Annotated in this window: 12 protein-coding genes; 2 read left to right on the top strand and 10 right to left on the bottom strand. The window is 55.1% G+C overall.

The features are described 5' to 3' along the window. Positions 1-12 precede the first annotated feature (12 nt). From GSF01_RS10620 to GSF01_RS10610, 3 genes are all read right to left on the bottom strand, one after another. Positions 13-1,125 (bottom strand): sulfate ABC transporter substrate-binding protein, encoded by a 1,113-nt coding sequence (locus GSF01_RS10620; protein ID WP_159883682.1) that lies wholly within the window; start codon positions 1,123-1,125, stop codon positions 13-15. A gap of 282 nt (positions 1,126-1,407) precedes the next feature. Then, the gene (locus tag GSF01_RS10615; protein WP_159883680.1) at positions 1,408-1,938 is read right to left on the bottom strand and encodes a Fur family transcriptional regulator; all 531 of its coding nucleotides are present in this window, start codon (positions 1,936-1,938) and stop codon (positions 1,408-1,410) included. A gap of 65 nt (positions 1,939-2,003) precedes the next feature. Continuing rightward, entirely contained in the window at positions 2,004-3,125 is a 1,122-nt protein-coding gene (locus GSF01_RS10610; RefSeq protein WP_159883678.1) for a CobW family GTP-binding protein, read from the bottom strand. Between the two features lie 113 nt (positions 3,126-3,238). On the opposite strand from GSF01_RS10610, the gene GSF01_RS10605 reads away from it, so the two are divergent. After that, a complete protein-coding gene (locus GSF01_RS10605) occupies positions 3,239-4,663 on the top strand; it encodes an N-acyl-D-glucosamine 2-epimerase (protein ID WP_159883676.1) in 1,425 nt (474 codons plus the stop codon). A 58-nt stretch (positions 4,664-4,721) separates the two neighbouring features. Continuing rightward, positions 4,722-5,357 (top strand): PAQR family membrane homeostasis protein TrhA, encoded by a 636-nt coding sequence (gene trhA / locus GSF01_RS10600; protein ID WP_159883674.1) that lies wholly within the window; start codon positions 4,722-4,724, stop codon positions 5,355-5,357. Between the two features lie 139 nt (positions 5,358-5,496). Here trhA and GSF01_RS10595 read toward each other — a convergent pair whose 3' ends face one another. From GSF01_RS10595 to GSF01_RS10565, 7 genes are all read right to left on the bottom strand, one after another. Beyond that, on the bottom strand, positions 5,497-5,904 hold the full coding sequence (locus GSF01_RS10595; RefSeq protein WP_159883672.1) for a DUF4395 domain-containing protein: 408 nt from the start codon (positions 5,902-5,904) through the stop codon (positions 5,497-5,499). A 132-nt stretch (positions 5,905-6,036) separates the two neighbouring features. Beyond that, positions 6,037-8,559: a DNA topoisomerase 3 gene (locus GSF01_RS10590; protein WP_159883670.1), complete on the bottom strand. Its 2,523-nt coding sequence runs from the start codon at positions 8,557-8,559 to the stop codon at positions 6,037-6,039. 204 nt (positions 8,560-8,763) lie between these two features. Further along, the gene (locus GSF01_RS10585) at positions 8,764-9,141 is read right to left on the bottom strand and encodes a c-type cytochrome (protein ID WP_159883668.1); all 378 of its coding nucleotides are present in this window, start codon (positions 9,139-9,141) and stop codon (positions 8,764-8,766) included. 159 nt (positions 9,142-9,300) lie between these two features. Then, positions 9,301-10,263, bottom strand: a complete 963-nt coding sequence (gene nrdF, locus GSF01_RS10580) for a class 1b ribonucleoside-diphosphate reductase subunit beta (RefSeq protein ID WP_159883666.1) — start codon at positions 10,261-10,263, stop codon at positions 9,301-9,303. Positions 10,264-10,304: 41 nt separating this feature from the next. Further along, complete coding sequence (nrdE, locus tag GSF01_RS10575; protein WP_159883664.1) at positions 10,305-12,389, bottom strand: class 1b ribonucleoside-diphosphate reductase subunit alpha; 2,085 nt, start codon at positions 12,387-12,389, stop codon at positions 10,305-10,307. Next, positions 12,376-12,735 (bottom strand): class Ib ribonucleoside-diphosphate reductase assembly flavoprotein NrdI, encoded by a 360-nt coding sequence (gene nrdI / locus GSF01_RS10570; protein ID WP_159883662.1) that lies wholly within the window; start codon positions 12,733-12,735, stop codon positions 12,376-12,378. Before nrdI ends, nrdE begins: the two co-directional genes overlap by 14 nt. Positions 12,736-13,298: 563 nt before the next feature. Beyond that, positions 13,299-14,912: a hypothetical protein gene (locus tag GSF01_RS10565; protein WP_159883660.1), complete on the bottom strand. Its 1,614-nt coding sequence runs from the start codon at positions 14,910-14,912 to the stop codon at positions 13,299-13,301. Positions 14,913-14,933: the final 21 nt, after the last annotated feature.

The raw sequence follows: 14,933 nt of genomic DNA, 5'->3' as shown, positions 1-14,933 counted from the left end.
TGTCTCTCCCTGCTACGGTTTATAGATTTTGTCAAAGGTCCCGCCGTCGCTAAAATGGGTTTTCTGCGCTTTCGCCCAGCCGCCGAACGGCTCATCGTTAATCGTGAACAGATTGACTTTGGCGAATTGGTTTTCATATTTCTTAGCCACGGATTCGAGACGCGGACGATAATAGTTCTTGGCAGCAATCTCCTGCCCCTCTTCTGAATATAAATATTCCAGATAAGCTTGCGCTACCTCGCGCGTGCCTCTCTTGTCGACGACCTTATCAACGACGGCGACCGGAGGTTCCGCCAGCACGCTGATCGAAGGCGTTACGATCTCGAATTTGTCTTTGCCGAATTCATTGATGGACAGATACGCTTCATTTTCCCAGGCAAGCAGGACGTCGCCGATACCCTTTTGTACGAACGTGTTGGTCGCGTCGCGAGCTCCGGAATCGAGTACGGGTACGTTTTTGAATAGCTGCTGGACGAACTCAAGCGCCTTGGTCTCATCCTTGTTGTTCTTCTGATAGGAGTAGCCCCAGGCTGCCAGGTAGTTCCAGCGAGCACCGCCTGATGTTTTTGGATTCGGTGTGATGACTTGGACGCCAGGCTTGATCAGATCGTCCCAATCCTTAATTCCCTTGGGATTTCCTTTCTTCACCAGGAATACGATGGTGGACGTATACGGTGTGCTGTTGTCCTTCAGCTTGCTTTGCCAGCCTTGATTAATCACTCCTGCTTCTTGAATCGCATCGATATCGTAGGCGAGTGCCAAAGTAGTCACATCGGCTTGAATACCGTCGATAACGGATCGGCCCTGCTTGCCGGAGCCTCCGTGAGATTGCTTGATCGTAACGTCTTGACCGGTTTTATTTTTCCAATAAGCGGCGAACGCTTTGTTATAGCTCACATAAAGCTCGCGGGTAGGGTCATAGGAGACATTCAGCAGCTCGACAGCCGGCTTAGCAGCTACAGCAGGCTTGGAGTTATCCGCAGGCGCCGGTGAGGCTCCGCCGCTTCCTGCCTTCGTCCCGCTTCCTCCGCCGCATGCGGTGAGACCGATTAAGGATATGGTTAAAGCTCCGAATAAAGACCATTTACCGAAAGACCGAAGCGCGCTTTTTTGTAGAGTTGACATAAGAACTTCTCTCCCCTTTTATCAATAAAACTTATGATTTGGATGAAGTTTACGGAAGCTGAGACTGCAAGTCTTGCAAGTCCTAGCCCGACATAAGCGCTCCGGTCGTCCGGTCACTAACTTATAATTCCGATAAACTTACTTTGTTATGGATGTATATTATCATTCGCCTTTTCGTCCTGTCAATTGTTTTTTGGATAAAATTATGGGGCATGCAGAAAAAAACCTGCATGCTCCGCTTTCACGGTGCATACAGGTTTGCTAGAGCCCTCTATTCCTTACTTAATTCCCTTCCGCCATAGCTTCTCCTGACGGACTACAGTCCTGACAATACCCCAGAATATCGAAGCGATGGTTGACGATACGGAAATCCCGCGGCAAATTCGGCATATGCTTCATCGGGCAAAATTCGAACGGAATCGTCTTCTCGCAGCTCAGGCAGATCAGATGATGATGATGATGAGATCGGCAGCGAGCCCGGAACTTCAGCCCGTCGTTCAAATAAATTTGCTCCAATACGCCCATCTCGCTGAGCAGGCGCAGGTTGCGGTATATCGTATCAAAGCTCACGCCAGGGTATGACGTTCGCATATAATCGTAGACATCCTTGGGCGACAAGTAACCCGGGGACTCGGCGAACAAGGCAGCCAGGCTTTTGCGCTGGTCCGTAATCCGCCAGCCCTTGGATGACATGGCGCTGATGATATCGCGGATTAATTCCTGAACATCCGGCTCTTGGTCTTGACCATGCTCGTGATGATGCTCATGAGCATGCTCGCGTTCATGTTCGTGCTTATGTTCATGTGTTCCCATAGCGACCTCTTCTCTAAGCATCGTTAGCGTCTTTCTTCTAATAATGCCCTACCCGGCGTCTTCCGTCAAGAAAGGGAGCCGTCTGGAGCGTGTTCCCCCGCTTCAAGCTCCGCGAGCTGATGCTCCAGCCAAGTCTTGTCGAAATGCTCGCCGATAAAGACCGCTACGCTGGGCACCTCTGCCTTCGGGGCGATTTTGATAAAATCAGCCTGCCTGTAAGCGTATTGAAACATGAACGGACTTGCCGTATCGGTGAAACGCAATATGCCTTTAGCCCGGAAGATGTCCTGAGGCAGCCGGCCTATCAGCGCTTCGAATTGCTCGCTATCGATCGGTCCGCTAAAATAATGGGTGTAGGCCATCACATGCTCATGGCTGGCATGCGGTGAATGGGCGGATGCCCCCTCCCCCGCAAGCGAATGGGCGCATGAGGGCGCATGAGACTCATGTTCATGCCCTTGATTCATACCCTCGCCCGGGCTGCCGCAGGAGCAGGCAGATGCCGCTCCGGTTGCGAGCGTCACTGAGCCTCGCTCCAGCTTATCGAATAAGGTAAAGTCCATCTCGCTGCGGATCGTGGGCAGCATCGGAGCCGTGTCATTCAGCTCGCGAACGGCCGCTTCCAGCCCAGCCCATTCCGCTTGAGGCACCAGATCGGTCTTATTGAGCAGCAACAGGGTTGCGCAGCGGATCTGGTCGGACATAAGGCGAAACGTTTTGGAACGCGGCGTATGCAGCTTCTCGGACAGCTGGGCGGCATCCACTACGGTAATGACGGAAGCAAGCTTCACATGCGTCAGCAGAGAAGCGTCGGTCACGCCGTCCAGCATTTCGATCGGATTAGCCGCCCCCGTCGATTCAACAAAAATCACGTCAGGCTGATGCTCATCGATCAGCTGCTTCAGCTCCATCCCGAGGTCGCCCCGCACCGTGCAGCATATACAGCCGCCCAGCATTTCCGTCGTCGGCACCTCTGCATCCAGCAGCATGCCGTCGAGATTGACTTCGCCCAGCTCATTCATGAGCACCGCCGGTCGACGCCCGTTCAGCTTGTAGTAATCGAGCGCCCGCGTCAGCAGCGTCGTCTTGCCGCTTCCGAGGAAGCCGCTCAATATATGAACAGGGATAGCTTGCGGAGCCGTCTGCAAAGTGGAAGTAGAATCAGTTAGCGATTGATCCGGGTTCATGAGAGCAATCCCTCCGTTTTTCTTCAAATTGTATGCTTGACAGACTCGAAAGTCAATTAAAAGTAAATATTACGGCAATGATCAGCCACTCCAGCTCGTAAGGGGGATGACCCATGAACAAGCAATTCCTTGGAAAGGCTACCATCCAAATCGATCCGTCGTTCGCGTATTATACGGAACGGAGCCCGGGCAGCGTAGCTGCCGAGTTGGCTGCCGCCGGATACGAAGCCGTGAGAGTTTTCGTCACGGACGAAACGCGCATCAACAGCGCGCTCGTACAGGCGCTGCGCGAGCAGGGGCTGCAGGTTTGGGCCATGGTTCTCGGCAACGGGGCCTATTCCTCCGCTCATCTTCCTTCGGGCTGGGGCCAGTGGCAGATGGAGCTAATAAAGCCGGTCCATGACGGGTATATTCGCCTCTCTCCCTTTCATCCTGGTTATAACGCATGGAAAAAGAAAGCGCTGGCCCGGCTCGTCCGCGAAGCACCCTTTACCGGCGTAGAGGTAGCGGAATGCTATTTCCCCGAATGGAATGGCTTGTCTACCGGCGTGTACGGGGACATCGGACCTCAAGCTCAAGCGGCTTTCCGCAAGTTTGGCGGCGGCCGGCTGCCCGAGTTCCGGGAGGTCCGCTCACCGCTTTATTACAAGAAGGACCCCGAGCGGTACGCACTCTGGATCGAGTGCCGCGTGGATGCGGTCAATCGATTCGTCGACGAGCTGATCAATGGTGCTGGAGGCGTCAGAGAAACGCAAAGCGACATCGACGTGGCTACCTGGTCGGTAGCCGTCGATGCAGGTCGCGAGGCCGTCATGGGCGTACGGGAGCTGCAGGGGATGGACGCCGTCTCGTTGATCAGGCAGGTACGTCCCGACGCTCACGTGCTCCAAACCCATTGGCCGGACTGGATGCGCCCCCGCTTGCCGGCTGACTATGCACGCCGGTACGAAGCGTTCGCCGCACCCCTCCGGGAAGCCTTCCCTTCGGTCTCCCTTGGCATCCAGACCGACATCGGCTCGCTCCGCCGGATGCGGCGGAACTCCGCCTGGGTGAAACGCTTTGCAGCAGAGACACATAAGCTGGGCTACGGATTTTGGACGGCGTACGAATATTCCATCGGCCTCTGGATGTATGAAGATCCTCCTGTTCCCCTCGAAGCCTTCCGGACTGGGCCGAACCAATTAAGGGTGGCGTTTAACAAGCGCATCGACAGCAACTCTGCCCGATCGGCTGCGTACAGGATCTCGACTGAGATGCCGGCGACGGGAATGGATGCAAGCGGAAGCGGAGGCATGCCTCGAGCGGCGATCAGCCGACTTCTGCACAGGCAGCCTAGCTTGGAGCAAGAGCACCTTTCAGCTGATATAGAGGTGGACGGTCAGTTCCTTCTGCTGCGAGCAGCTTCTCTCCCGGCAGGTTCGTTCGTGCTTCACATCTCCGGGGTAACGGATACGCCCGACCGCTGGCTGCTGAAAGGAATGCCAGGTCACGGAACATCCCCCGGCTGCCAGATCCGGATTCCCGGCTGTTTCGAGTAACCCATTTGGCCCCTCACCGGTTAAGAGGTTATAATGGATAGAGAAGGAGTGATAAATAGTGAATGCCGCTATCCTTAAGCAGGAACGGGCCAATGCGATCAGTCATGGCATCGGAGCCGTCCTCAGTCTAGTCGCCCTCGTACTCCTAGTCGTCCGATCCGCGCTGTACGGCTCGCCCTGGCACGTGGTCAGCTTTGCCATTTTCGGTGTCTCGCTGCTGCTGCTCTATGTATGCTCGACTCTGCTCCATAGCGCGCGTCAGGAGCGCTGGGTGCGTGTTTTCGAAGTTATGGATCACGCCGCTATTTATGTATTGATTGCCGGAACCTATACGCCGTTTCTCTTGGTCACGATACGCAGTCCGCTCGGTTGGAGCCTATTCGGGATTGTCTGGGGCCTAGCCTTGGCAGGCATTTTGTTTAAGCTGTTTTTTACGGGCAGGTTCAACGTTTTGTCCACGCTCTTCTACATAGGCATGGGCTGGATGGTGATGTTCGCCTTCCAGCCGCTTCAGCAGCAACTGCCCGAGCCCGGCATCGCCTGGCTCGTAGCCGGCGGAGTCCTGTATACGCTCGGTACGGTTTTCTATCTGTGGAAGAAGCTTTTTTATCATCACGCCGTCTGGCATTTGTTCGTCCTGCTGGGGAGCATCTGCCATTTCGTCTCTATCTATTTTTATGTTCTGCCAGCCTAATGACCCGTATATCCAAAAACAGTCCGCCCCTCCTTTATCTACAGGGTTGCGGACTATTTTTTTTGAGTTAACCCGCTTCTTCATAACTGAAGCGGCCATAGGCAGCTCGAAGGAGTGAACGTGCGTAATCTTCTTCTCTCTATCTTCTCAAGCGTTTCCATTGATAGTACATGAAGCAGCCCACGCAAAAGCCTAATAAGGCGACGAGCGCCGCCAATGCTACGAAGCCGGCAAACACGTAGCCGGTCCAGCCGTCGCGGTCGAGCCAGAAGCCGATCAGCGACAAGGTCAGCAGGATGACGGCTATCGAGTTGTTGAACCGCTGCAGCTCGCGCGACTCGGTCTGCGCGCCGGCGAGCCTATTTTTCAGTAAAGGCGCAGCCAGCTGAACGAACAGGTTGGCCTGCACGCCCCGCCACAGGGTCAACACCTGTACCGCCCAAAGCGCCGCAATCCAGGCAGGAGCCTGCAGCAGCATGGCGGCGGCTACGAAGAGAACGATACCGAATTGGTTCGTTCGGACAAAGGGTACGGGCACTTCCTTCATTCGCTTTCCTCCTTTCTTAACGGACAGTCTTCCTGCGGGAATACGCATTCCGATGGCCTGCCCCGGTTTCCTCACCACCCGCGGTCCTGAGTGAGGTACATTGTCTTTCCGAACCCTGCTTATGCCTTAAGATTACCCCTGCACCGGTTCAATGCCCAGCTCCCCTGTGGTCCGGTTACGCAGCACGATGCTTCCCTCCAGCCAGTGGCCTTGTTCGTCCTGAAGCTTCATGCGGGCGGTTCTACCATGGCGAAGCAGATAGGCGACAGCGGTATCTGTCAAGGAGGCTCCGAAGCTGTCCTTCCATATTACGAACGTGCAGCCCGACTTGTACGCGCTGCAGCCATAGCCGCGCTTGCCGCGGATGATACGGCCTTCGCAGCCGTCACGCGGACATGTGCCGAGCTGCGTATACCCGGCAGCCGTTGCCGCATCACTGCCACCGGCTCCGCCTGACTTCGCTGCCGGCCGCTCGCTCAGCGCGGCGCCTGCACGCCGACCGGCCGCATCCCCGCCATGCGCAGCGGCCGCCGACTGCCCATCGGCCGGACCGCGGGACCCTGACGGTCTTGTCCGACCCGCCGGCTCCTGATGGGCGGAGGCAGCTCCAGCAGCAGTCCGCTTGGCTGAGGTCCGGCTAGCGGCTGCCGTGTCCGTTGAAGCCGCCGCCGAGACGGGCGAACGCTTGCTTCGCTTGGCGGGGGCCTTTCCGCTCCCCGACTCCGCGCCTGCCTCCGACTTGGCCGCGCTTCTCCGCTTCGGCTTTTCCTGCTTGGCCTCAGCCTCCGTGCCGAAAGCCTGCTTCTCTGCAGGCCGCTGCCCCCTCACCTTATCGACGATCGATATCGTGAACCGCTTGACGTTCTGCATGAAGGTCTCGTCGGATGCCGAGCCACGGGCAATTTCGTTCAGACGCCGCTCCCACTGGCCGGTCATCTCGGGGGAGGTCAGCAGCTCGACACCCGCTCCCCGGATCAGCTCGATCGCCGTCCTGCCCTTGGTCGTGATCTCGATGCGCTTGCCCTGCATCACCACATATCCGACCTGCTTGAGCCGCTCAATGACCGAAGCGCGTGTCGCAGGCGTACCCAGACCGGAGTCCTTCATCACGTCGCGCAGCTCCTCATCCTCGATCTGCTTCCCGGCGCTCTCCATCGCCTTCAGTAGCGTACCTTCGGTATAGGCCTTGGGCGGCTTCGTTTCCTTTTCCTTGGCAGCCGACTTGCGGCAATCCACAGCCGCAGCTGCGTCGAGGGTGAACGGGGTCGTGATCTCCTCCTCGGCCGCCTCCTCTTCATCCTCCTTGTCTCCGCCCTTCTTGGTTCCACGGGAGGCGGGCTTGGACTCCTTGGGATCTCCGGCATATACCGTCTTCCAGCCCGGAGATAATTCCTGCTTGACCGTGCTTTTGAACGTCTCCTTCTCGCAGACCGTAAGCACGGTATGAATCTTGTAGAGAGCAGGAGGGTAAAAATGCGAAAGAAACCGCTTGACGACCAGGTCGTACAGCTTCTTCTCATCAGGTGCGAGCGCTCCCGGCATCTTATGCGTCGGCAAAATCGCGTGGTGATCCTCCACCTTGGTCGGATTGCACACCGCACGGTTGCCCGTATGGACCAGCTTCTTGTCCGCCTGCTCGGCGAGCCCGGCATACTCGGTCCGCTTCAACTGCTCCAGCGTGCGATGCATCTCCGGCACATTTTGCTCTGTTACATAGTTTGAGTTGGTACGCGGATAGCTGATGACCTTATGTTTTTCATAGAGCGCCTGGGCCAGATCCAGCGTCTTCTTGGCGGAAAAGCCGAACTTGGCGTTCGCTTCCCGCTGCAGCAGCGTCAGGTCATACAGCTTGAACGGATATTCCCTGCTGTCCCGGACATCATAGCTGTCTATGCGTCCCGGCTTGCCCTTGACCCGGGCAGCGATGCCCTCCGCCTTCTCCTTGTCGGTCAGCCTCTCGCCCTGCCATAACCCTCGGTACTCGGTATCCTCCTGGACAAACCAAGCCTCGACTTCATAATACTTGTTGGACTTGAACGCTTCGATTTCCTTCTGACGGTCATAGAGAATCGCCAGCACCGGCGTCTGGACCCGACCTACCGACAACAGCTCCCGATGCTTCGTGGTGAAGGCGCGCGAGCCATTCATCCCGATAAGCCAATCCGCTTCGCTTCGCGCCTTAGCGGCCCGGGTCAGCGGATCGAAATCCGAGCCTTCGCGCAGCTCGGCAAAGCCCTTGCGGATCGTCTCGGGAGTTAAGTCAGAGATCCAGAGCCGCTTGACCGGCTGCTTGAGCTTAAGATGACGCTGGATCAACGAAAAGATATGCTGTCCCTCGCGCCCGGCATCGCAAGCGTTCACTAGCGAATCGCAGCGTTGGGCCAGCTCCTTGATCACCTTCAGCTGATCCTTGGTCCGAGGATTCGGGATGAGCTTGAACGTATCGGGTATAATCGGCAGATCGTTAAAGTTCCATTTTTTATAACGTTCATCATATAAATCCGGCTCAGCAAGTCCTATAAGATGACCGATCGCCCATGTAATCACATAGCGCTCGCCCTCGATATAGGTTCGCTGATTTTTCGCCTTCGGCTCGATCGCTGCGGCGATATTCCGCCCCATATCGGGTTTTTCGGCGATGATAAGAGTTTTCAAACGGTTATCGCTCCTCGGTGTAAACCATTTTTTCGGATACGCCGCTGCTGTGGATGCTTAGTCGTATATGAGAATAATACCATATCCGCGCAAATGGGACCAAGCTTGGATTTCCTTGCGGCCATTTGAACCTGCCTTCGAAATGGCTGATGGACTGCCCAGACAAAGCTAAAGACCTTCGCCGGAAACGAAGGTCTTTATCGGTCATTTATGGGTGACAAGCCAGTCGGCAAGCGCCTGAATCTCTTCTGCCTTCAGCTTGTCCTTATAGGCGGGCATGCCTCCGCCTCCATTTTGAATCTTGGCGACAATCTGATCCTTGGTTAGTCTAGCCCCTACCTTCTGTAGATTCGGTCCCGATGCCCCCTGCAGATTGTTCCCGTGACAGGCAAGACAATTGGCCTTGTACACAGCCTCTGCGCCAGCCGCCTCCGCTGTCCCGCCGCTCACGGCGCCTCCCGTGCCGCCGGTACCTCCTGCAGCTGTGCCGCTTTTATCTGCCCCGGCTCCGCCCCCTCCGCATGCAGAGGATAATGCAATCAGCGCAGAGAAGAGTATGGACATGATAGCCAGTTTACCCATAACTTCACCTCCTTCCTTCGGTCATTATGCTTGAAAAACGATAATTTCATACAAAAAATCCATCATGCGCCCCGAATAAAGAGGCCCCGCACCTGCGCGTCGGAATCACGCAGGAACGGAGCCTCTCTCCAAGCTCTGAGCTATTCTTTATAAAACGGTTCAATCGAACCGAAAATCGTCGTCGGTCAGCGATTCCATATGAAGCGTGCGCACATAACCGTTTCCTTTCTTGGAGAAAAAGTCGTGCTGCTTCGTGTGGGTGCTGATTCCGTTCAGGACGATCGGATTGATTTCCTCTTCCTCGAATAAAGGCTCTTGGCCCAGGTTCATCATCGCCTTGTTGGCGTTATAGCGCAGGAAAGCCTTCACGTCGGCCGCCAGCCCGATCGGGCCGTACAGCTGTTCCGTATACTGCTCCTCGTTGGCATGCAAATATCGAAGCAACCCTTGGAGCGTTTCCAATGCCTCATCCTGCTCCTCTTCCGACAAAGTCCCATACACTTCCTGCGCGAGCACGCCGACGTACAGCCCGTGTATGCTTTCATCGCGCAGGATCAGGTCGATGATCTCGCCGCTGCTCGTCATCTTTCCTTGTCCGGCCAGATAGAGCGGATAGAAAAAGCCGCTATAAAACAGGTAGCTTTCCAGCAGCACCGAGGCGGTCATCGCCAGATAAAGCCCCTTCGACGTATCGATGCTTTGGTAATACTGCGAGATCGTCTCGGCCTTCAGCTGGAGATGGCGATTCCCTTCTACCCAGCGGAACACGCCGTCGATTTCCTCTGTCGTAGCAAGTGTGGTGAAGATACTACTGTACGACTTGGCATGGATCTGTTCCATCATCCCCATAAAGCCCAGAACCGCCTTACGTTGCAGCCCCTCCACATGCTCCAGCAGCTTGGGCATCCCGATACCGCCCTGGATCGTATCGAGCAGCGTCAGTCCGCCCAATACCTTCATATAAGTATCTCTTTCTTCCGCGCTAAGCGTGATCCAGGACATCTTATCGTCCGACAGCGGGATCTCCTCGTCGGTCCAGAACTGCATCAGATTTTGGTTCCAGAACATGATGGAGAAGTCATCGTCCGGCCGGTTCCAATTGACTGCTTTGAAGACGCTCATGGATTCAGGCGCCCCTTTCTATGTCTTGTGCTTGATACATCTTATACTGAACAGCTGATGCATTCTTCGACCGACAGCCGATTCGTGCGGGTGTAGTATAAGGATTTTAACCCTTTGCGGGCTGCGTATATATAATAACGGGCAAGCTGCCGCGTCGTGATATCGCTGTTGACGTGAAGAATCGTCGAGACGCCTTGATCGACATGAGCTTGAATCTCCGCGATCAGATCAAGAACCTTGAACTGGTCCGTCTGATAGGCCGACTTATAATAGAAGACATTATCCCGTTCCATGTACGGCATCGGATAATACGTTGTCGAATTGGCATAGGTACGGGTTTCGATCTGCTCGACGATCGGCATCACGCTGCTGGTTGCATTCTGGATATAGGAGATGCTCTGCGTCGGAGCGATGGCCAGCCGGTAGGCGTGGTAGAGACCGTCGCGCTTCACTTGCTCGCTCAGCTTGCGCCAATCGTCAGGCGTAGGCACGTCGATACCCTCGAAGAGCTGCTTCACCTTCGCGGTTGAAGGCGTATAATCCGTCGCCAGGTAGCGTTCGAAATAAAGGCCGCTCGCATAGTCCGATTGTTCGAAGCCGTCGAATCGCTTACCGGTTTCGCGGGCGATCTGGGCGCTTTTCTCGAGGGAATAATAATTCATCATCATAAAAAACGTACCGGCGAAGTCACGGGCTTCCGCGCTGTCATAAGCGATCCGGTTCTTGGCCAGGTAGCCGTGCAGGTTCATCGCTCCGAGACCGACCGCATGCAGCTCGCGATTCGCCATGGCTACGCCCGGCGCGTTGCTAATCTCCGTCATATCGCTAACCGAGGTCAGCGCGACAATTCCTTCATGCACGGACTCACGCACCTTGCGGTGCTCCATCACGTTCACGATGTTCAAGGAAGCGAGATTGCAGCAGATATCGCGGCGGATCTGATCGGCTTGTCCGTAGTCGCCGATGGTCGACGTTTCCTGCAGCTGGAAAATTTCCGTACATAGGTTGGACATCTTAATGGAACCGATCCCGTTCAGAGCATGCCCCTTGTTCGCGTTGCTGCGGTTCATGATGTACGGATAGCCGGATTCAAGCTGAATCGCCGCAATTTTCACCAGCATGTCCCGCGCGCTCATCACAACCTTCTTTTTCACCCGTTCGTCGGCCAGCAGCGTGTCGTACATCGCATCGAGATCCATATCGTCGAGATGCTGGCCGTAGGCCTTGAATACGGTGTACGGCGCGAACACATGCAGAGGCTGATTGTCCTCCGCCAGCTTATAGAAGCGGTTCGGCACGATCAGGCCGATCGATAACGTTTGCAGCCGCGTTTTTTCATCGGCATTGATCTTTTTACTATCGAGAAATTCCATGACGTCCCAGCCGAAAATATTATAGTAAGCGGCTCCCGAGCCCTTGCGCTGTCCCATTTGGTCCGCATACGAGAACGCGTCCTCCATCAGCTTCAGCACCGGCATGATGCCCTTGGCCGCGCCTTCTACGCCTTTGATCGTCTCGCCGCGGCCGCGCAGCTTGGACAGGTTAACGGCGACGCCCCCGCCGATTTTGGACAGCTGCATGCAGGTGGCTAGCACGTAGTTGATCGAGTTGAGCGCATCGTCCATCTCCAGCAGGAAGCAGGACACCATCTCGCCGCGGCGGCTTTTCCCTGCGTTCAGGAAGGTCGGCGTGGCTGGCTGCAGCCGCTGCTCCATCATCGAGCAAGCCAGAGTGCGCGCTACATTCATGCGCCCGCGTCCCAGATGCAGCGCAACGATCGCCACCCGGTCCGGATAATGCTCCAGATAGAGCGAACGGTCATTGCTTTTTACAGCGTAGTCGGTATAGAACTTGGAAGCGGCCATATAGGAACGAAATTCAAATCCGTATTGATGCGTAAGACGAAAAATCTCTTCTACCTCGGAGGTCGTGTACGTATCGAACACATTCTCGTAGTAGTCCTCGTCAATCATATAGCGAACCTTGGATCCGTGGCTCTCGAAGGACAAGCTCTTGGCGCTCACTTCCTCCATGAACGACTCGACCGCTTCCCGATCCTTGTCCAGCTGGAAAAATCCGTCCGTCCCTCTCTGCATCAGAAGGTTATTTAGCTCAATATGCCGCAACCTCGTCCACTCCCCTCATAAATTGTTGCACGTCCCGCTGCGTACCTGCGAGCTCAAACTTGGCCAGAATCGGCACCTGATACTCTGCAGCGATCTTGTCGGCGCTTAGAGCGAAGCCTGAGCCCCAGTTGCGGTTGCCGCTCGCGGCGACGCCTTGCATATAAGCGCCGTTTGCTCGAAGAAAGGACGCCACTCGCTCAGGAACTTGTCCGAACCCCGTCGTGTAAGTAACCAGCACAAAAGGCTCGCTTGCGAGCATGTCGTCTTCAATTTGCAGCGCGCGTACATTCAGCTTACGAATAAACCGGCGAACATTGCCCGTTTTCGAATCATACAAAACCAGCATAAGAGGTATCCCTCCTGTTAGAAATAACTCGTCAGGCGCATGCCCGATGAGCAATGATGATATAGACGGCCTGGGTCCATACTAGGAATAGCCCTGAGACTTCGCAGCCTGGCGCTAGATGTCCTCCGGCATAGCTCGGAATGTGTCGTTATAGCGCGAATTGCCTCGCGGCTTAAACGCTCTCGCAGGCCTTCTGACGTCCTATCATTACCCTATGAAACGAGTAATCAAACCATATGTAGGTGTTTTTAACAAACTCATATCAATATATAGTGTTTTGATCCGCTTTGTCAATGAGAATGTTTATCGACAAAAAAATCGACCGCAAGGGCCATTGGACCCTTTCAGTCGATTTTATTTTTGCGAGCGAGACAAGCTAGATTCGCCCGTAGGACCGCTTTTCTGTCCCCTCGGCATGGCGCTGCTCACAATCTATCAGCTCTTGCAATGCGTCTTTATACTCAGAATGCACGCCTTCTGGTGATAACTTTTCTTAGAAGCAAGGAGCATGATGGCGTTACTGTTCAACCCAATGTGGAGTTCGAATCTATCGGCAGGCCGATTCACTTGACCGGCTGGCTATCCGCGTTTTTTGCAAGCACCGTACGGTAGATCCGGCTGCTTTCGCTCTCGACATACGTAAGCACGCATTTGTCTATGGAAGCGTGGGCCACCGAATCTGAGGTAGCGAAGGCGATCCGCCGGTCGGCATCCCATACCATCAGCCCATATCGGCTGCCGCTCTCTGCCTTGAAGGTAACGAGCAGATAGCCGTCCTCGACCTTCATACCTGCTACCTTCCCGCCGGGATTCAACGGGGCTTCCGCTGCCGGGAACGCATGCAGCTCATCTGTCAAACCGTCGACGTAGTAAATCGTATCTTGAACAAGCTCGAAGGGTACAGAAGAACTTACGGTTCCCGTGGTGGGCAGAAGTTCCTCAGCCCCGCCTTGCACCGGTATACGATAGAGCTTCCTTTCACTAAGGGCGTAGATTTCTTTCCCCTCAAGTATAAAGTCTGATATCGGGAGATCGCTCACTCTGGTCGTTTCTCCGGTATCCACATCCACCCGATGAAGACGGCTAAAGTCGGTGTCGCTTTTCATATGGTAGGCTTGGGTATAGAGGTTTCGCCCGTCCATATACAGCTTGCGGCTACCCGCTCCTCCGGCTGAGCCCTCCTTGATGTTCCAGTTCCAACCGTACAAATAAGCGGGATCGCCAGCCGAACGATATTCCCCGTCCCCCTCCTTCACCCGCAAATTGTCCGGACTGGGCGGCACTCCCTGCCATACTTTCACGGTCAGGCTGCCGAAGGTTTTAAAGTTGAGATATCCGGATTCCGCTTCATCATAGGTGCCATCAGACTTCAGCTTAATATAGTGATCGCTCCCCATAATCGCGCCGCCCTGATGGTACCTGAGCCAAACCTCGCCGTCTATTCTCGTTAGCCCGTGACTTACGTAAGCCTTGCCGTCCCCGTAGCTCCAGATCGGGAGCTGGTATACCTTCTTCGCTTGGTCCGGGTGTTCGATCGAAGCCTGGAAGATCTCCCCTTCGGCCCCGCCATAATAGTAGCTCCCCGCAGCGGCTACGACCTCGCCTCCGGCATATCCCGGAAGAGCGACCGGCTCCACCTGCGGATTGGAGGACTCGATGACAAACCCCTCCCGGGCATCGAACCGGTAGCTCCATTCAAGCTCCTCCGCGGCAAATCTCCAAGTCAGCGGGAAGTAGGTGACATCCCGGAATTCTAGTAACGGGTAGACTTCCTCTGACTGTATAATGTTCTTCCCATTGATTCGAACAGCAAAGTCGGGAATAGAGGCCGTATACCTGCCGGCATTGCGAATGCTCCCCTTGTAATCCCGATAGGCAGCCGATATGCCTGTTTTTTCGATTTCAAGCCCTTGATCCGAATCCCACTTGGTGACGAGGCCCAGAAATCGGCTATCATAGTACGTCATGGGAAAATAAGTAATGTCCTTATAAACAAGCAAAGGGTACTGGCGATAAGCGTTATCCACCTGAATACCGTTCAAGGAAACCTGAAATGTAGGAATAGCAACGCTTACTTGCTTCGTTTGAGCATGCCCTGACTGCGGAAGCGATGTCCATACAGCCGCAGCAATCAGAAGAGCTGCACAATATTTAGTCGGCTTCATCGCGATGTTCACCTTCCCTTCTCCCTAGTCAAA

It is taken from the genome of Paenibacillus puerhi (assembly GCF_009846885.1).
Lineage (GTDB): Bacteria > Bacillota > Bacilli > Paenibacillales > NBRC-103111 > Paenibacillus_G > Paenibacillus_G puerhi.
Note: the sequence above shows the minus strand (reverse complement) of the source record. Positions and strands in the feature narration are given on the sequence as shown.

Coding starts and splice junctions, on each gene's coding strand:
- nrdF (WP_159883666.1), bottom strand. CDS start 10,263: ATGAGCGTCTTCAAAGCAGTCAATTGGAACCGGCCGGACGATGACTTC.
- GSF01_RS10585 (WP_159883668.1), bottom strand. CDS start 9,141: ATGGGTAAACTGGCTATCATGTCCATACTCTTCTCTGCGCTGATTGCA.
- GSF01_RS10595 (WP_159883672.1), bottom strand. CDS start 5,904: ATGAAGGAAGTGCCCGTACCCTTTGTCCGAACGAACCAATTCGGTATC.
- GSF01_RS10605 (WP_159883676.1), top strand. CDS start 3,239: ATGAACAAGCAATTCCTTGGAAAGGCTACCATCCAAATCGATCCGTCG.
- nrdI (WP_159883662.1), bottom strand. CDS start 12,735: ATGCTGGTTTTGTATGATTCGAAAACGGGCAATGTTCGCCGGTTTATT.
- GSF01_RS10610 (WP_159883678.1), bottom strand. CDS start 3,125: ATGAACCCGGATCAATCGCTAACTGATTCTACTTCCACTTTGCAGACG.
- GSF01_RS10615 (WP_159883680.1), bottom strand. CDS start 1,938: ATGGGAACACATGAACATAAGCACGAACATGAACGCGAGCATGCTCAT.
- GSF01_RS10620 (WP_159883682.1), bottom strand. CDS start 1,125: ATGTCAACTCTACAAAAAAGCGCGCTTCGGTCTTTCGGTAAATGGTCT.